17 protein-coding genes are annotated in these 18,193 nt (G+C 55.4%); 2 read left to right on the forward strand and 15 right to left on the reverse strand.

All coding sequences use genetic code 11. The features are described 5' to 3' along the window. Nucleotides 1–14 precede the first annotated feature (14 nt). From IYV58_RS08095 to otnK, 5 genes are read right to left on the reverse strand one after another with little or no spacing between them, the layout of a single operon-like run. Entirely contained in the window at nucleotides 15–827 is an 813-nt protein-coding gene (locus tag IYV58_RS08095; protein WP_004130541.1) for a beta-keto acid cleavage family enzyme, read from the reverse strand. 22 nt (nucleotides 828–849) lie between these two features. Continuing rightward, the gene (locus IYV58_RS08100; RefSeq protein WP_142446199.1) at nucleotides 850–1,632 is read right to left on the reverse strand and encodes a hydroxypyruvate isomerase family protein; all 783 of its coding nucleotides are present in this window, start codon (nucleotides 1,630–1,632) and stop codon (nucleotides 850–852) included. Beyond that, entirely contained in the window at nucleotides 1,613–2,422 is an 810-nt protein-coding gene (locus IYV58_RS08105; protein WP_177447613.1) for a DeoR/GlpR family DNA-binding transcription regulator, read from the reverse strand. The genes IYV58_RS08100 and IYV58_RS08105 overlap by 20 nt, the downstream gene beginning before the upstream one ends. A 6-nt stretch (nucleotides 2,423–2,428) precedes the next feature. Further along, on the reverse strand, nucleotides 2,429–3,073 hold the full coding sequence (locus tag IYV58_RS08110; RefSeq protein WP_195729521.1) for a 3-oxo-tetronate 4-phosphate decarboxylase: 645 nt from the start codon (nucleotides 3,071–3,073) through the stop codon (nucleotides 2,429–2,431). Then, nucleotides 3,070–4,326, reverse strand: coding sequence for a 3-oxo-tetronate kinase (otnK, locus tag IYV58_RS08115; RefSeq protein ID WP_087828658.1), 1,257 nt, complete (start codon nucleotides 4,324–4,326; stop codon nucleotides 3,070–3,072). Before otnK ends, IYV58_RS08110 begins: the two co-directional genes overlap by 4 nt. A 378-nt stretch (nucleotides 4,327–4,704) precedes the next feature. Between otnK and IYV58_RS08120 the strand changes: the two genes are divergently transcribed. Together IYV58_RS08120 and IYV58_RS08125 are read left to right on the forward strand one after the other, a co-directional pair. Further along, entirely contained in the window at nucleotides 4,705–5,397 is a 693-nt protein-coding gene (locus tag IYV58_RS08120) for a helix-turn-helix transcriptional regulator (protein WP_004130551.1), read from the forward strand. Between the two features lie 381 nt (nucleotides 5,398–5,778). Further along, nucleotides 5,779–6,681 carry a LysR family transcriptional regulator gene (locus IYV58_RS08125; RefSeq protein ID WP_049112043.1) on the forward strand — a complete coding sequence of 301 codons (903 nt, stop codon included), beginning with the start codon at nucleotides 5,779–5,781 and terminating at the stop codon, nucleotides 6,679–6,681. Nucleotides 6,682–6,866: 185 nt separating this feature from the next. Here IYV58_RS08125 and cobO read toward each other — a convergent pair whose 3' ends face one another. From cobO to glmS, 10 genes are all read right to left on the reverse strand, one after another. Beyond that, nucleotides 6,867–7,469, reverse strand: coding sequence for a cob(I)yrinic acid a,c-diamide adenosyltransferase (cobO, locus tag IYV58_RS08130; protein WP_004130554.1), 603 nt, complete (start codon nucleotides 7,467–7,469; stop codon nucleotides 6,867–6,869). Between the two features lie 9 nt (nucleotides 7,470–7,478). Further along, the gene (locus tag IYV58_RS08135) at nucleotides 7,479–9,131 is read right to left on the reverse strand and encodes a class I fumarate hydratase (RefSeq protein ID WP_195729522.1); all 1,653 of its coding nucleotides are present in this window, start codon (nucleotides 9,129–9,131) and stop codon (nucleotides 7,479–7,481) included. Between the two features lie 11 nt (nucleotides 9,132–9,142). Beyond that, on the reverse strand, nucleotides 9,143–10,144 hold the full coding sequence (gene glsA / locus IYV58_RS08140) for a glutaminase A (RefSeq protein WP_004130558.1): 1,002 nt from the start codon (nucleotides 10,142–10,144) through the stop codon (nucleotides 9,143–9,145). Between the two features lie 74 nt (nucleotides 10,145–10,218). Continuing rightward, on the reverse strand, nucleotides 10,219–11,526 hold the full coding sequence (locus IYV58_RS08145) for a dicarboxylate/amino acid:cation symporter (protein WP_004130560.1): 1,308 nt from the start codon (nucleotides 11,524–11,526) through the stop codon (nucleotides 10,219–10,221). A 364-nt stretch (nucleotides 11,527–11,890) separates the two neighbouring features. Further along, a complete protein-coding gene (locus IYV58_RS08150) occupies nucleotides 11,891–12,208 on the reverse strand; it encodes a DUF4387 domain-containing protein (protein WP_049115911.1) in 318 nt (105 codons plus the stop codon). Next, nucleotides 12,205–13,575 carry an acyclic terpene utilization AtuA family protein gene (locus IYV58_RS08155; protein ID WP_004130564.1) on the reverse strand — a complete coding sequence of 457 codons (1,371 nt, stop codon included), beginning with the start codon at nucleotides 13,573–13,575 and terminating at the stop codon, nucleotides 12,205–12,207. Before IYV58_RS08155 ends, IYV58_RS08150 begins: the two co-directional genes overlap by 4 nt. A 3-nt stretch (nucleotides 13,576–13,578) precedes the next feature. After that, nucleotides 13,579–14,820 (reverse strand): methylaspartate ammonia-lyase, encoded by a 1,242-nt coding sequence (locus tag IYV58_RS08160; protein WP_004130566.1) that lies wholly within the window; start codon nucleotides 14,818–14,820, stop codon nucleotides 13,579–13,581. Continuing rightward, nucleotides 14,820–16,265: a methylaspartate mutase subunit E gene (locus tag IYV58_RS08165; RefSeq protein ID WP_004130568.1), complete on the reverse strand. Its 1,446-nt coding sequence runs from the start codon at nucleotides 16,263–16,265 to the stop codon at nucleotides 14,820–14,822. Before IYV58_RS08165 ends, IYV58_RS08160 begins: the two co-directional genes overlap by 1 nt. A 16-nt stretch (nucleotides 16,266–16,281) precedes the next feature. Beyond that, a complete protein-coding gene (glmL, locus tag IYV58_RS08170) occupies nucleotides 16,282–17,670 on the reverse strand; it encodes a methylaspartate mutase accessory protein GlmL (protein WP_004130570.1) in 1,389 nt (462 codons plus the stop codon). Beyond that, the gene (gene glmS, locus IYV58_RS08175) at nucleotides 17,670–18,119 is read right to left on the reverse strand and encodes a methylaspartate mutase subunit S (protein ID WP_004130572.1); all 450 of its coding nucleotides are present in this window, start codon (nucleotides 18,117–18,119) and stop codon (nucleotides 17,670–17,672) included. Before glmS ends, glmL begins: the two co-directional genes overlap by 1 nt. Nucleotides 18,120–18,193 lie beyond the last annotated feature (74 nt).

The raw sequence follows: 18,193 nt of genomic DNA on the forward strand, positions 1-18,193 counted from the left end.
TGTCCTTTCTGTTGTTATTGCTGCCGGGGTGGAATAGATAACATTTGCCGCGCAATATCGGGCGTGGCGACTTTCTTATCCATGCTGCGAATCAGGGTGGCGAGTTTGGCGACCTGCTGATAGTTATTGTGGGCTTTTTCTTCCGCGCTTAAATAATAGCTATCCTCAAAGCCAATTCGAACCTCGCTGGCGCCCATAGCGACCGCGGCAGCGATAATATCGAAATTCTTTCTGCCAAAATGCGTTATTCCCCATAAGGCCTCGCGGGGGAGCATACTGCGCATGGCAATTAATGCATCAACCGTGGCGGGGGTACTACCGCGATGCCCCAGTACAATATTAAACAGCATCGGTGTTTTGAATTTAATATTTTCCTGCAGAGCAAGGATGTTATTAATCATGCCAATTTCGAAAACTTCAAACTCGGGAATAATGTTATGGGTGATGATTTGTTTTGCACAATATTCGACGTCCGGACCGGGATTAAAGTAAACGGCATCGCCAAGGTTAACGGAGCCGACGTTAAGCGATGCCATCTCCACCCCTGAGCAGGCCAACGGCGCGCAGCGTTCGGCGATGGACAGCGAAGAGACTCCGCCGGTAGAGGCCTGAATTATCAGGTTTGAGTGGCGTATTACAGGGTCGATTGTGGCCTGAAAATCGACGGTGTCCGGCGTCAGACGCCCCTGCTTATCACGGACGTGCAGATGAACGATTGCCGCGCCATATTCCACGCTGGCGAGTATTTCCTGCGCCAGTTCTTCGGGTATGACTCGAGGGCAATCCGCGGCAACGGGTGCCAGCGAGATAATAACGGTATCCGACATGTTTTCCTCCGGTACAGAGAGATTAAAATTCCAGGTAAGGCGTTATCCAGCGTAATGATTCGGGGCCTGATGTTGACGGTTGATATTCACAACCAATCCAGCCCTCATAGTTCATATTTTTAATAAAATCGAATAACCATGCTTCATTTAATTCGCCGGTCCCAGGTTCATGGCGATAAGGAACAGAAGCAATTTGAATATGTTTGATAAGCGTAAAATAGCGTTCAATATTTTTGGCGACGTTGCCGTGAATTTTCTGGCAGTGATAAATATCAAACTGTAAACCGATATTGTCCCTGGCAACCTGGTGAATGATTGTGGCGGCCAGCGGAAAGCTATCAATAAAATAGCCGGGCATATCCTGCGAGTTTAATGGTTCAATCAGCACATCTATTCCCGCGACAGCCAGCACATCGCAGGCGATACGCAGCCTGTTGCGCAAGAGCTCAAGCTGGGCCTGATGCGTCAGAGTGTCGCAGCGCAACCCCGCCATAACGTGAACCCGGCGGCAGCCCAGCGCCGTGGCATAATGACGAGCCAGCTCCAGACTGCGATGAAACTCCTCTTCGCGCCCGGGTAGCGCTGCCAGCCCGCGTTCACCCTGAGACCAGTTGCCTGCAGGAGCGTTCATCAGCACCAGCGGAAGAGACGTTTGCCGTTGCGCCGCCTGCAGCTGTTCTAGCGGGTGTTGCCAGAGAAACAGCCCTTCAATGCCGTGAAAACCGGCCGCTTTTGCCGCCTGGAAACGTGCCGCTATCGGTAAATCGGTAAATAGCCAGTCGAGGTTAGCCGCGAGCTTCAGCATGATGCTCTCCCTCCCGGCTATCTACCAGATGCAGCTTCACGCCCTGGCTGGCAATAGTATGTTGCGCATCTTCCGGTAGCCGGTTATCAGAAACAATATCGGTTAACTGCTCCAGCCCGCAGATATGGAACATGCCGTATTTCCCAAATTTGCTGCTATCGCAGACCAGTACCCGACGCCGGGAAACGGTGAGCACCGCCTCCTTGACCGAGGCTTTCCCTTCGCTCGGCGTTGACATTCCGCGTTCGGTATCCCACGAAGAGGAGCTCAGAAACGCCACGTCAATATTAATGGTGCGAAGAAAGCTGGCGGCGCTTTTGCCAATGCTTGAGCGGTTGCGCTGATCCACCAGGCCGCCGGTGTGATAGAGCGTGATATGCGGCATATCCATCAGGTAGTGGCTGATGGAAAAGTCGTTGGTGACGACCGTCAGGTTAAAACAGCGGCTGGCGGCCACCGCTTTCGCCACTTCAAACAACGAGGTGCCGGCATCGAGGTAGAGCGTTTGACCCGGCTCGATAAGCATCGCCGCCAGCTGGCCCATTTTGCGTTTTACATCATGATGCAACTCCGCTTTTTCCCGCCACGGCAACTCGGATTTAAGCAGGTTATTAAGCTTCACGCCGCCGTTAATGGCGATAACTTTGCCTTCTTCTTCCAGCAGCTGAATGTCGCGGCGTACCGTCATATGCGACACGCTCATCAACTCCGCCAGTTCATTGAAAGAGGCGGCGTTTTTTTCATGCACGTAGCGGTAAATAAAGTCGCGCCGTTGTTCCGGGATCATCATCGCACCTCAGGCCTGTCGGGATTGTTCGAGTTCGGCCACCGCTGCTTCTGAGAGCGGGACATAGCCGAGCGGTTTTAAGGTCAGCCAGATACGGGCGCTGTCTTCCAGTTCCTCGGCGTTAAACACCGCCTCGCGCAGCGAGCGACCGCTCACTACCGGCCCGTGGTTAGCCAGCAGCGCCGCCGTATGGTCTGCGGCGATTTCACTGAGCGCGCTGGCAATGCCCTCGTGTCCGGGTTTGAAATAGGGCAGCAGCGGCAGCCGTCCGACGCGCATCACGTAGTACGGCGTTAACGGCGGCAGGCAGTTTTCCGGCGTGGTGCACGGTAGACAGGAGAGCGCGGTCAGCCACGGAGAGTGCAGATGTACTACGGCCCCGCAGGAAGGCCGGTGGCGGTACCACGCCAGATGCATAGGGACCTCTTTGGACGGCTTATCGCCGCTGAGATGCGCGCCATCGGCATCCAGTCGACTCAGGGTGGCGGCCTGCAGTTCACCCAGACAGGAATTGGTTGGGGTCACCAGATAGCCGCCATCCGCTAGCTTCACGCTGAGATTACCGGAACCGCCGCTGCTGTAGCCGCGCATAAACAGAGAGCGCCCATAGTGGACCAGTTGTTCGCGGAGTTGGTGTTCACTCACCGGATTCATGATGGATACTCCTGGGCCGTAAAAAAGAAATCTTCGTTGCCAAAATTGCCTGACTTCAGGGCCAGCGCCAGGCCGGAAGAGAAGACCCAAGGCACGCCCGGCGCGATTGCTCTGCCGACGGCCAGGCGCTTCACCTCTAGCGCTTCCACGACGGTGCCGGAGGTTTCTCCGCCAGCGACAATAAAAGTATTGATGCCTGCGGCCAGGAGTTTGGCGCTCAGCCGGGCGAAAGTGCGTTCGATTGCCCGGCTGGCGGCCTGTTCGCCATATTTCTGCTGAATGCGCTGTAGCGCCTCTGGCGGCTGGGTGGCATAAAGTAGCGGTGCGAGCGGGTTGCTGACATGCGCCATCGCCCAGGTAGACAGCTCATCGCTGTAGCTTTCGCTATCCGACAGGCAGCGGGCAACGTCAAGCAAACAGGATGCCGCCTGGGCTTTATAGCGGTTGACCTGGCGGTTACTCATCGCCGAACAGCTGCCGGAGAACACGACCGCTCTGACGGGAGAGGGAAAGCGGTGCGGCGACGCGACAGGATGACCGCCAGCGATAGCGGCCAGCGCGCCGCCGAGACCGGAACCTCCGGCCAGTAGCGGATATTCCTGCAGCGCCTGAGCCAGGGTATGGAGATCGGTGTCATCCAGCGTATCGACAATGACGTGGCGCGTCCCTTCAGTCTGATAGCCTTCTAAGGCGTAAGTGACCGCTTCCACACCGCTGCGAATCGTATTGAGAGCGATGTGCCCAACCGCGCTGGCCGTCTGCGCGGCCAGCAGGCGCGGTATGCTGGCATCGGTCATCGGATTTAGCGGATGTTTTTCCATACCGGATTCGTTAAGCAGTACCCCGTTCACAAACAGATGGCCGTGGACCACCGTGCGCCCATTTTGCGGCAGGGCGGGGCAGTGAACGATTAGCGGGGCCTGAATGTCGTTCATCAGCGCATCGCTTACCGGGCCGATGTTGCCCGCCGGCGTGGAATCAAACGTTGAGCAATACTTGAAATAGATCTGGCGGACGCCGACGTTTTGCCTTAGCCAGCGGGCGCAGGCCAGGGACTGGGCGACGGCCTGTTCTGCCGGTAAAGCGCGGCTCTTCAAAGAGATGACGATAGCGTCAACCTCTTCGTTCCAGCACTGAGTGATATCGGGCATACCGGGCAGAAGCGCGACTCGCCAGCCCTGTTCAGTCATAAAGCTTGCTATATCCGTTGCGCCGGTAAAATCGTCGGCGATAACGCCAGTAGTGACGGCCATGGATCCACTCCGTTCAAGTTGTTTTCACATTGAACCTATTATTCAGGAGGGCATTTCACATTCACATGATGATTCTCACAAACAGCAACATCACGAAAATGCATGAAATTTGCCTAATTAATTGAAATATAATAGTTAATTCTTTATCGGCCAGAAATTTATGCTCACAGCTTTCTGTGAAGATTCGTTAAAGTTTGAGAACGCTGGTCGCCTGAGCGCGGGCCGCTCTTTAGCATCGTCTTCCTGAACCGGCGTAACGGTTGTGCATTTTGATCATATTCATCTGTTTAAATGAGATTATTTTTTGCGTCAGTCATCATCCTTTTTATCCGCAATATTTTGCATATTAACTGCTTGCAAAAGCTTACGGAGAATAAGATGGCGGAAAATAAAATGGATAATCGCATCGTTTTTTTTAGCTCGTTAGCAGATGTTTTTTCCCGGGCAACGGGGCTGGCGGCGACGGTAATTAACGGATCAGACGATCGCTTACCCGATTGCTATGCGGGTGCAGAGTTCTTTTCCCTTCCGCTGGTTCAGAGCAATAAAATATGTGGGTATATTATTTTTGACCATCGAGCGGCAACCGATAATAATCATCGCTCGGCGGCGATAAGGCTACTGCATTTCATCGTTAGTCATTACTCAGCGGTGGAAGAAGCAGAGGAGGAAGGTGCGAGCCTGGCGCGACAAAAGAGCACTTTTTATTATGCGCAAAAATCGCCGCATGAAATAAAACTGGTGGCTGCTCTGCGCTATATTGATGAACATTTATATGATGAGCTGTCTCTGGAATCTGTTGCCGCCCATGTTTGTCTCAGTGCTAACTACTTCAGCCGTTTTTTTAAAAAGCGTCAGGGCGTAAACTTTAAGGTGTGGGTCAATCAGAAGAAAATGCAGCGTGCCGGAGAGTTGCTCGGTGACCCGGCTAATTCTATAGACAGCGTGGCGCGTAAGCTTCAGTTTGCGCAAACCAGCTACTTTTGCCGGGTGTTTCGCGCTGCTCACCGCACTACTCCTCAGTCGTTCCGCGAACGGAACCTCTGGAGATCTTCACCTCGCATCGGTTAACCTCGTATTCAGGTAATACAGATTTTTCCTGGAGCACTCATAATGTGTGCCCGATCGCGGAATTTTTCAATTATGCCCATGGCCATGTAATTAATTCCCATCGGCTCTCTTCATGTCTTCGCTAATAAACAAGTTAACGTGAAAAAATATTGACAACTTAATGCTTTTAATTGCGCATCAATCACGTTGTTTAAATTGTGTTTATTGTAGCGCCTGGGTATCATTGGTTATTATTTGATCGATTATAGTATGCATTAATCATGGAATAGATCAATGACATCTGAGGGTAAAATAAAATATAACACTCGGGGCTAATCTGATGTCCTTGCGCGCTTTTTTTATCTATTAAACAATTTTTGCACGGCGTAAATGGAAGACGTTATGAGAGGAAAAATACCCAAAACTGAATTACTGGTGACCTTTGAGGTTGTGGCTCGCCACGAAAGTTATACCCGGGCAGCGGAAGAGTTGGCTTTAACACAAAGCGCCGTGTTCCGACAAGTCACGGCGCTGGAGGATTTCCTCCATACGTCATTATTTAACCATGCTAAAAAAAGGATTTTTTTAAATGCGGCTGGCAAGCATTATTTGACTATCGTTAAGGAAACGCTTAACAAACTGGAGCGTGATACCAATTCGATTATGACATGGCAACCGACGGTGCAGGTTCTTGAGCTGGCCGTCAACCCTACCTTTAGCACCCACTGGCTAATCCCCAATCTGCGCGAGTTTAATAAATTACATCCGGGCATTATCGTTAATATTCATTCGCTGGCGAATATTGGCGATTTTCTTAGTCGCGAGTACGATGCCGCCATTATGCGCGAGGATTTTTGCTCTCCGTGGGCGGAGGTTGAGTATCTGTTCGAAGAGGAAATTCTGCCGGTGTGCGGCTGCGGGCTGTTGCCCGAACCCGGGCAGAAGCTGGCGGTGGAGGAGCTGCTGAGCGAGTTTCCGCTGCTGCATCAAAGCACGCGAATTCACGGCTGGCAGGAGTGGTTTGCGTTATCGAACATCACCAGCCCTCAGATCAACATTGGTCCGCGTTTTGACCTGCTCTCGATGCTGATTGCGGCGGTGCGTTCGAACCTGGGGGTTGCGCTGCTGCCGCGTTTTGCTATTCAACATGACCTGGATAGCGGCGAGATGGTGATCCCCTGCGATGTGCCGATTCGTACCGGAAACCGCTTTATTATGACGTGGCAGGAGGATAAAACGGAATCCCGGCATCTACAGGTATTCCGCGAGTGGCTGCTGCAAAAATCGGTGGTGTCGGCTGCCTGACGGCGTTTTGCAGAGAACTGTGAGCCCGTAGCCCGGTCAGCGCAGCGCCACCGGGAAGAAACCGCGCCGATGTATCAGGCCGGGCACATTCCCCGGAGGCGGCGCTGGCGCGCCTGTCCGGGCTACTGGCTCGCAGCCGACGGTGAACCGGTAGCCCGGCTAAGCGCAGCGCGAGCCGGGTAAAACTACCAGTCAATTCCTACCTGCGCCTGAATGCCCTTGTCAAAGGCATGCTTCACCGGACGCAACTCACTGACCGTATCGGCAAGCTCAAGCAATCGGGCGTGGCAGCCGCGGCCGGTGACAATCACGTTCTGCCCAGGCGGACGATTGACGATAGCGTCAATCACTTCCTGTGGATCCAGATAGTGATACGCCAGCATATAGGTGAGTTCATCCAGCACCACCAGATCGTAGCCCGGGTCGGCCAGCATCCGCTTGCTTTCCTGCCAGACGGCCGACGCCGCTTCAATATCCGCCTCCCGGTTTTGCGTTTCCCAGGTAAAGCCGGTCCCCATAATGTGAAACTCTACGCCGAGCGGTTGCAGAGTGTTGTATTCACCGTTATCCCACTGGCCTTTGATGTACTGCGCGACGCCGACGGTTTTACCATGCCCGACGGCGCGCGTTGCGGTGCCAAAGGCGGCAGTGGATTTGCCTTTACCGTTGCCGGTAAAGACGATCAGAATACCTTTTTGCTCTGTAGCCGCCGCCACGCGGGTATCAACCTGCGTTTTCAGCTTTTGCTGGCGCTGACGGTGGCGGTCAGGATTTCCACGCGCGTGCATAAACCCTCCTTAATGCCCCGCCGGACAGGTTGCGCAGCGATGCTGCTGCTCGAACTGGCTGAAGAAGTTATTACCCTTATCGTCAACCAGCACAAACGCCGGCAGGTTGTCGACTTCCATCATCCATACCGCTTCCATCCCCAGCTCCGGATACTCAAGGCAGCGTAAACTTTTCACATACTGCTGCGCCAGCAGGGCCGCCGCGCCGCCAATACTGCCGAGATTAAAGCCGCCGTGTTTATGGCAGGCGTCGGTTACCTGCTGGCTGCGATTGCCTTTGGAAAGCATGATTAGACTACCGCCTGCCGCCTGAAAAGCATCGACATACCCATCCATGCGTCCGCCGGTGGTCGGGCCGAGCGAGCCGCAGGCCAGATTATTCGGCGTTTTCGCCGGGCCTGCGTAGTAAACGATATGATTGCGCATGTACTCCGGCATCGGCTCGCCGTGATCGAGGCGCTCTTTGATTTTGGCATGGGCGATGTCGCGGGCGACGACAATCGGACCGCTCAGCGACAGCCGGGTGCCCACGGGCAGCGTTGACATCTCGCGGAGGATGTCGCGCAGCGGCCGGTTCAGATCGAGTCGAACGGTCTGCGCCCCGTTTTCGATACGCTGAGAATCAGGAATAAACTTGTCCGGATTATGCTCCAGCTTCTCCAGCCAGATGCCGTGTTTGTTGATTTTGGCTTTGATGTTCCGGTCGGCGGAGCAGGAAAGCGCCATTGCGATAGGGCAGGAGCCGCCGTGCCGCGGCAGGCGAATCACGCGAATGTCGTGGGCGAAGTATTTGCCGCCAAACTGTGCGCCGATGCCGAACTCGCGGCTGGCTTTGAGCAGCGCTGCTTCCAGCGACGTATCGCGAAACGCCTGGCCCAGTTCGTTTCCGCTGGTGGGCAGATTGTCGTAATATTTTGTCGAAGCCAGCTTCGCCACCTTCAACGCCTGGTCCGCCGACAGGCCCCCCACGACAAAGGCGATGTGGTACGGCGGGCAGGCGGCGGTGCCCAGCGCCTTCATTTTTTCAATCAGAAAGGCGGTGAGTTTTTCCGGCTGCAGAATAGATTTTGTTTCCTGAAATAGCGCGGCTTTGTTCGCCGAGCCGCCGCCTTTATTAACGATGAGGAATCGGTATTCACTGCCCGGCACCGCGCTGATATCAATCTGCGCGGGCAGGTTGGTCTGGGTGTTGACCTCGGTATACATATCAAGGGGAGCATTTTGCGAATAGCGTAAATTGTTTTCCTGAAAGGTGGTGTAGATGCCCTGACTCAGAGCTTCCGCGTCGTTACCGCCGGTCCAGACGTTCTGGCCTTTGCTCGCGACGATGGTGGCGGTCCCGGTATCCTGGCAGTTTGGCAGCACGCCTTTTGCTGAGACTTCGGCGTTGCGCAGCAGCTGTAGCGCAACGTATTTATCGTTGCCGCTGGCCTGCGGGTCGTGCAGGATGCTGGCGATCTGCTTTAAATGCCCGGCGCGCAGGAAAAATGAAGCCTCATAAAATGCCTGCTGAGCCAGCAATGTTAACGCCTCCGGCGCAACCTTGATAACCTCTTCCCCATCTAACTCTGTCACTTTAACATGTTGATTCGTTAGTAATTCATATTCGGTATTATCGTTACTCTGAACAAAAAGTTCCTGCCAGACAAAGGGTTTCGACATTTTACTTCTCACTATTTCGCTATAAAGAGATTGGCCTGCGTCGCATGCGCGACATACTCGATGGTCTGCTGGGCGCGGACGCTGTTACCGGCTGCATCCAGCGGAGGGGAGTAGACGGCGATAGCGTATTGCCCGGGAACGACGGCGACCATTCCGCCGGCAACCCCCGATTTCGCCGGGATACCGACGGTGTAGAGCCATTTGCCGCTGCCGTCGTACAGTCCGGCAATCGCCATTTCCGCCAGCACTTGCGGGACGTAACGCTCATTAAGCAACTGCTTGCCGTTGAACGGCGATTTGCCCTTATTGGCGAGTACGACCCCCATTTTGGCGAGCTGCTCGACGGTGATATCCACTGAACACTGGCGGGTATAGATTTCAACGGCTTCCTGAGGGTCGCCATAAAAGCTGTGGTATGAATTCATCAGCATCGCCAGCGCCTGGTTATGCTGGTTGGTCTCCATTTCGGATTGAAATACCGGCTCATTAACGTGCAGCGAACTATCGGCCCAGGCGTTGAGGTTGTTGAGAATGTTGTTCCAGCGTTCGGTTTTGTCTTTCGCCGCAATCAGGCTCACGGTACTCATGGCGCCGGCGTTGACTAACGGGTTCTCTGGCGCGCCTTGCGTGAGCTCCACGGCTAAACCGGAGTTGAAGGGCAGGCCGGTGGCATTGGCGCCAAGTTTATCCAGCACCTCCTGCGGCCCGCGCTGTTCCATCGCCAGCGCCAGGGTGAAGACTTTGCTCAGGGATTCCATCGGAAAGGCTTTTTTCACGTCGCCGGTCTGGTAAATTTTGCCTTCGACCGTGGCGAGCGTAATGGCGAAATTATCCGGGCTATAGCTCGCCAGAGCAGGGATATAGTCGGCGACTTTACCATCGTGGTTGCTCTTATATTTCTGATGCGCCTGCTCGATAATACTGGCGTAGTCCGGCCCGCTTTGCGCCTGCGCGGCGGCGCCAAACAGCAAACTGGCGGTTAAGATGCAGGCACCGAAAAATTTTACGTTCATGGTGTGTCCTGTTGGGATGATTGGAGGGAACCGGGCCGGACGTATCCGGCCTGGGGCTCATAGCCATTTTGCTGTCAGGACATCGCCACTTCGGACGTTTCGCTGGCAGGGCGCTCCTGTTCCGGTTTTTTGACCGGGGCGGTACCGCGGCAGCCTTCACCGTAATGCTCGCCTTCCCAGCGGCCAACGATGGCGGCGCCCATGGCGTTACTCATTACGTTGGTGGCGGAGCGACCCATATCGAGGAACGGATCGACGCCCATCAGCAGAATCAGGCCCGCTTCCGGAATGTTGAACTGGTTCAGCGTCGCGGCGATAACCACCATTGACGCGCGCGGTACGCCTGCCATCCCTTTGGAGGTCAGCATCAGGATCAGCAGCATGGTGATCTGCTCGCCCATGCTGAGATGGACGTTGCAGGCCTGGGCGATAAATACCGTGGCGAACGAGCAGTAGGCCATGGAACCCACCAGGTTAAAGGAGTAACCGATGGGCAGGACGAAGCTGGCGATTTTTGAAGAGACGCCGAATTTTTCCAGCTTATCGAGGGTGCCAGGGAAAGCGGCTTCTGAGCTGGATGTGGTGAAAGCCAGCAGCGCGGGCTCGAGGATCGCTTTGGTCAGACGGCTGATGCACGGTCCGACAATCACCGTCGACAGGCCAATGAGGATCGCCCATAGCATGCCCAGCGTCAGGTAGAACTCGCCCATAAAGATCCCGGCGCTGACCATCACGCCCAGACCGCGTTCGGCAATCAGTCCGGAGATGGCGGCGAAAACGGTCAGCGGTGCGAACAGCATCACGTATCCCGTTAGCTTCAGCATCACGTGGACCAGCGAATCGAGCACCTTCACAATGGGCTCGGCTTTTTCGCCGATCGCCGCCAGGCTGCAGCCGAGGAAAATGGAGAACACCACGATTTGCAGAATTTCGTTGCGCGCCATGGCATCAACGATGCTGGTTGGCACCGCGTGCGAGATAAACACTTTCAGCGTGAAGGGTTCGGACTGAACGGCGGCCACGGCTCCGGCATCGTGGGGGACAAAGTTGATCCCCGCGCCTGGCTGGAACAGATTGACGATCACCAGGCCCAGCGCAATCGACAGCAGCGAGGCGCAAATAAACAGGAAAAAGGTTTTAGAGAATATACGCCCGAGCGTTTTCGCATCGCCCATTTTGGCGATGCCGACTACTAGCGTGGATATTACCAGCGGGGCGATAATCATTTTTACCAGGCGTAAAAATATAGTGGTAAAAATGGAGATATCCTGCGCATAGGATTTTGCTGTATCTACTGATGCCATATTATTAATGATCACCCCGGCAATCATGCCGAGTATCAGGCCTAATATGATCATTTTGGTTAAACTTATTTTTTTCATATTTACTCCATCGGAACAGGGTTAGTCGGTGAAGGGGTGTAGGGCGGCGTACGCCTGCGCCAGCTAACAGCGCAGACGTACGCCTGTGGTGACCAACCGCATAAATTGTCTGGAATACAGTGATACAGCGAAATCCTGTACCCCAATGGATGTTGTTGTATTTTTATATCCGTTGTCTTTCAAGCTGCATTTTTGTTGGCTGCTTTTGCTCATCCCAGTCACGTAAGGATGTACGCTCCTGGGGATGAATGAGGGACATCCATGTCCCTCACCGAAGGCAGCCTCCGGCTGTTCAAATTCGTTCCTGACGAATTTGTCTCTCAGTTGCCGCCTCAACTCAACTCGAAATCTATTGGATATAGAATTAGAAATCGAACTCAATACTTAATAGCGGCGCATGCTGCTGAGCGCCATAAACATCATTGTCTCCGACGTTGCCGGAAATAATATGCCGCGGCATGACAATTTTTACCGCGTTGGCCGGATCGAACCAGACAATACGATGAATAAAATCAGGCTTCACGTTGTATAAACCAGCAATGAGCTGCGGGGTTAATAGTTCAGAACGTTTTACCCGCTGATAATCCTCCCGGGTTTTAAATAAAATATCTAAAACCAGTTCGTACGGTCCGGCGTTTTTGGAACGGATCACCTGCGCCAGTGAGCATAGGGATTGTTTCATGCCTGAACTCCTTCTGGCGTCACCTGTTCGATATGGAAGTCAAAGCGCAGCGCGTCGCTGGCTTCAATCAGGTGATAAATTGAGAACTCATATACCGGGCCGCTCTGAATATCGGACGGCGAGAACGGGAAGGCGAGGTTGCCCGCGGTGGCAATGCGGTTTTCATAGCCGTAGTGCAGCAGGGTAGAGCGCACCAGCGAGCAGACGCTGTTGGCGATATCCTGGGTCGGCGCAACCACATCGAGCAAAATGCCCAGTTCATGCCCGGCGGTTTTCATCGGCTCGTGATTGCCCATCACGCCGTTTTTTCCATACAGATGGAAGGTCATGCGGATGCTGTCATCGTTCAGGGAGAGGTTGCGTGCGACGCTGGTCTGTACCTCTTCAAGAATATTATCGATTCCGGCAATCATGATCGGGTCGCGCGTTCCGGCAATGGTCAGGCAGCGGAAGCCGACCCGCCGCGCGCCTTCCAGCTTCAGCGCGTACGGTGTCGTTTCATGACGAGAACCGCTGACGTAAACCTCGCCCTCGTTGACGGCTTTAAAGGTGCATCCTTTCAGGTTCAGCACCCCGCCCGGACCGGGCAGGAAGTAGGGATCGGACTTCTCGTACAGCGTATGCGCCGCCGCGGACGTTTCGGTAAACTTACGCTTTGGATTGAACGCCTTCAGCGTAAAGCCGTTGTCGTCGATGATCCCCATCGCGCAGTCGGAGCCGGAGCCCGGCGTGGCGGCAATGGCCGCGCATTCGAGGATCTTGCCGCAGTGCAGAGCAAGTCCTTCATCAAAGCCCTGCATGATAGGCAGCGCCGCGAAGCAGGCCGGATCGTACGCCCGCCCGCCCAGTACCACCTGGGCGCCGGCCTTCAGCGCCCGCTGGAAGGGTTCGATCCCCATCTGGGCGACGATATAGGTGCTCTCTTCGATGGCCTCGTGGGTCAGCTCCGGCACAAAGTCCAGGGCGGTGATTTTGCCGTTATCCAGCGCCTGATGAACGATCGCTTTATCGACATCAGACGGGATCAGCGCCATGGAGAACGACAGATGTTCTTCCTGCGCAATCTCATGGATTATCTGCCGGCACCACTCCAGATGCGGCGCGGCGCCGGATCCTCCGGCGGTGCCGATCACCACCGGGATATTGTTTTTCACGCCGGCCACGATCATATAGCGCAGATCGCGTTTCACCCCGGCCCGGTCGGTAAAGGGTTTGCCTGCCCCCAGGTAGTGGGGGCCGGGATCGGATGAACCGGCGTCAACGGCAATCAGATCCGGCGACTCCTCCATGGCTTTACGAAAGCTCTCTTCCGGGAAGCCGTAGCCGAGGATTGCCGTCGGCGATAAGATTTTAAAGGTACGAGCCATCTCTTAATCCTTAGCCTGCAACAGCGCGATGGTGCGGTTCATTTCGTTAAACACGATGTTGAGACCTTCGTCGAAGCCCATCCCCGGCTTGATCAGCATGCGCATCGGACGCGCGGCCAGCGCGACGTGAACGCAGGTGCGGGCGCTGATCTCGGTTTCGTTACAGGTACCGCCCTGATAGGCTTCCATCGCGTGTTTGTTGCAGTACAGCACCGCGTCCACGATGTTATGAATGCCGCCGAGATCCGGAGTTTTGATCTGCACCATGTGGCAGCTGCCGGCATCGGTAAAGTCAACAATATCCTGGTAGGTGTTACACCACTCGTCGGCGACAATTTTTACGCCGGAACCGAGGCGGGTCAGCTCTTTGGTAATGGCGGTCAGCATGCGGATCTGGTCCGGTTTGTTACCCGCATCCACCGGGCCCTCTATATAGAGCGGCAGACCCTGCGCCTCTTTCTCCAGGCTGGCGATATAGTCGGCGCAGCGAACCGGGTCCATATCGAAAATCAGGCCGATGGTGCCGTATACGTCGATATGCAGCGTTGGGCGATAGCGGGGGCTGGCGCGCAGGCTCAGGATGCGATCGGACAGCCAGCGCACGTACTCACGCAGCTTTTCGCCTTTCAGGCCCAGCTTCTCTTCGACGTTGTTGATCAACGCATGCGGCAGGACGTCAACGCCCTTGAGGATCATTTTGTCCACGGCGATGTAGCGATCGTCGCCGCTCTGACCAAATAACGGAATCGCTTCCGGGATGCAGGGCAGCTGCCATTCGTCGCAAACCACCTCCGCCTTCAGGCGACCGCTGGCCAGCGCGGTCGCATCAAGCAGCGCCTGGGAAAGACCGTAGCGGACGGCGGTATGCAGCAGATGGCCGTCGATGCGCAGCTTGTCGAAGAAGCGGGCGTTCGGCAGGAACGTATCGACATCGCGACCTTCCAGCAGCGGTTTAATATGATCGTTGAGGAACGGGATAAAGTTCTCCGCCAGGAACAGCGGGTCGCGGCCGCCCGCGCCCGAGTACTGTACGGCGGCACAGTCGCCGACCGCCACCGCGCCGTTTTCCAGAATCAGCTGGACGGACACGCATTCACCCGCCTGGCGTACCGAGGTGAAGCCTGGCGTTACCGGAGCACCGGTATAAATGAATCCATCATGACCCGCGCCGTTTTTAATCGCCTGCTGATCGTCAAAATAGAATGAAGAGTAGCCAGCGGTGAAAAGGGCCTGTTTAATTTTCATTATGGTCTTCCTATTAATTTACTGTGGGATACCGCGTTAATGTCATCAACAACCATCTGGAATGAGGGTTTACGTCCTTCAAATTGCGCGCGCTCGGCGACGTAATCATGGTGCAGGGCGAGGATGTCTTTCGGCAGCGGTACCGCGCCGGCTTCAAGCACGCGGATAGCGCCGGAATTGTCGCGAACTGGCAGAATTTTGCCCGCGTTGCAGGAGGCCGGCGCGAAAGGCACGTCCAGAACGCCCGCCTCGAAGGCCAGCACCGTACCGCGGGCGATATCGCCGTTGCCCAGCTCGAATACTTTCTTCAGTACCGCGCGGACTTCGCTTTTAATCAGTTCCACTTCTTGATCAACGGCGGCGCAGGGCGGGAATTTCTGATCGCTGACCATATTGAGCATCTGGCGGGATGCCCTCAGCCCTTGCGCGTTGGCCGCCGCGGTGGGAATACCGAACGCTTCGTGCGGGCTCTTGGTGATCACTTTGGTGGCGCCGGACATCCCGGCCACCGCCGCGCCCCAGGAGATAATGGCGAATGCTTTCGATTCATCTTCCGGAAAGCCGCCCATCCACTGGTGGAAGACGGTACTCAGCTCATAATCGTCGAAACCGTAATTGCCGAAATACTCGTGGGAGAGCTCGCGAAGAGATCGAATGGCTGCGATGTCCTGGGTCAGGCTGCCGACCTGGCCGTAGCCGACGGTGATCGACTTGACGCCCTGTTCCAGCGCCAGCAGGCCTTCGATAATCGCCACCGCGTGGGACATAAACGGCGGGATCAGGGTTCCGGTCAGCGGGCCGAACGGTTCGCGGTTAATGCGGATACCGTGTTCTTCATACAGGCCCATCAGGCGGTCGCAGTACTGCCAGTCGCGAATCGACTTTTCCAGGGTGACGCGCTTGGCATAGGGAATGTTGTAGGAGATACCGCCGCCTTCGTAGCTGGTAAAGCCGCTGGCCATGGAGATTTCCGCCAGCAAACGCGCGTCCGGCGTACCGTGGCGTACCTGGACCGGTTTTTCCAGCGCTTCAGTCATCCGCCGGCAGGCCGCGACGCCGTGGTTAACCACCGGCAAACCGTTCAGTTTGGAGGTTCCCGCTTCGATAGATTTCTGGATCCCGACCGCCGCTTCTTCATAACGGTTGAGGCGGGTATAGGCATCGATGGTGCTCGGCAGCAGATCGCACTCTTCCTGCAGGGTTTTGAGCAGCGCAATGTGTTCATCCATCAGCGCCACGCCCGCGCGCGGCTGGCTCAGGGTTTTACCTTCCTGGTCGGCCTTCAGCAGAGCGTGAGAAAAGCGTTTTTTCTCAGGAATGGTTTGCTGGTACTTCACACCATCTTCGAAGTGCTCAACGTCCTTGCCGGTATGCCAGGTCTGTAATACCTGATGCCGCTCGGTCATGAATTCGTCATGGGTTAATTTTTTATTTCGAAGTTCCATTCGTAGCTGCCTTCATTTATAGGGTTAAACAGTGAATGCTGGTGCGAGCGGCGAGCTCGGGGTAGAGCCTGGCAACGTTTGCCAGCAGCGGAAGCAGGCCTTTTGCATCGCGGTAATAGTCAAACCGGGTCGGTAAGAGAATGCGTCGGCCGTCGTCATCCAGTTCGCGATATTTTAGCCAGCTCTGGATGTCGAAGCGGCTGGCGCGGGAGAGCCATCCGCCGGAACCCACGACTTTGCGCACCGTGGTCAGATCGCGGCCCATCTGTAAATCGACGTTGCCCACGCAGGTGCACACCTGCTTTTTGGTGCCCGCGTGGCGTTCGCTGGCGTAGCCAACGCACAGCCCGGCCAGCACGGTGTCGAAATATTTTTCTTCCTCGTTGGCCGGCAGGTAATCCGGCTGCGCGACCAGATGGCGTAAATAGCCGTAAAAGGCTTCCAGACGCTGGGGCTGGTGGGTAAACACCGCGTTCACCAGCTCCCGGGTACTTTCACCGACCACGACCGCCGAAACGCGCATGCCGAGATCGCCTTCCACCGTCCGTTTCACAAATGGTTCCGGCACCCCGTGCAGAACGGTATCCGGGGAGAGCGTGTTGGCGCAGGCTGAGTAGACGTCGGTGGTTGCCCCGCCCATGTCAATCAGCATGAACTCTTTCCACGCGCTGTCGTAATGGCTGATGGTTTTCACCAGCTCGTAGACGGTCCACGGCGTCGGCATCGGTTCTTCGCCGGTTTCAGCGACGATAACGTCCAGCCCTTTGCCTTTGACGATGCGGGATAAGAAGACATCGCAAATCGCCTTGCGGGCAGCGTACGGATTCGGGTGATCGAGGTCGGGCAGAATATTGTCTACCGTAGTCAAATCTTTGTGGCCGAGGATGGCCTGAACCTCGTCCTGAATATCGCGGTTTCCGGCATAGATAATGGCGCAGTCAAGCTTTGACTCCGCCAGCGCGTGGGCGTTGGCCAGGCCGTAGCTCTCCTCGCCGCCGTCGGTTCCGCCGGTAAACAGCAGGATATCCGGCGGTGTGGCTTCCAGCTCCTGGATATCATGACGGTTGAGTTTGTAGGCGTAGTATTGGGCTATTTTGGCCCCCGCTGAATGGGCGGTGACTTTCGCTGATTCCAGGGTAATAGACGGCACCAGCCCCATCGCCGCGACGGCAAGGCCGCCTTTTGCCGATGAAGAGTATTTCAGCGTCACGTCACCGCGGTTCAGCAGCAGGCGCGCATCGGCAACGTTAAGCACCTGGTTCAGGCTGGCAAAAAAACCTTCCGCCAGGTGATGGGTAGTGGTCGGGGTCAGAACGTGGTTTACCAGCGTCAGCTCATCCCCCTCCTGTGCGAAGAGGGCCGCTTTGGTCCACGTCGAGCCGATATCGACAGAGACGGTTTGCATCAGATAGCCTCTTCCAGACACTGCTGCTCAACGCCGTGGCGCAGGTTAATGTCGTTCGCCATCAGCTGGCAGACGTCTTCCAGATCGTGGCTTGGGGCAAAGACGCGATTGAAACCCATCTCTTTGAATTTGGCCTCGACGTCGGCAAAATCATGTTTACCCACCACCAGGTTGCCGCCAACGTACAGGAGGATGTCGCCGATACCGCGCTCGATGCAGCGTTCGCGCAGCCCCAGGCAGTCGATGTCGCCGTGGCCGTAAATAGACGACACGACGATGGCATCCGCACCGGTTTCGATAGCGGCATCAATATATTCATCCTGACTGACCATCACGCCCAGATTGATTACGCGAAAATCATGGGCAGTAAAAACGCGGTCCAGGACTTTGTTGCCTACTGCATGGCAGTCAGCACCAATGACGCCAATAACAAGTGTTGATTTCTTCATGGGTAATCCTCTGTAAGGCTGATGGTATAAAAATAAAAACGACTTTCTAATATTTGCAGCGTTGAAGATGGCCG

Origin of the sequence: Klebsiella sp. BDA134-6, assembly GCF_015601345.1 — a bacterium.
Classification (GTDB): Bacteria; Pseudomonadota; Gammaproteobacteria; order Enterobacterales; family Enterobacteriaceae; genus Klebsiella; species Klebsiella grimontii.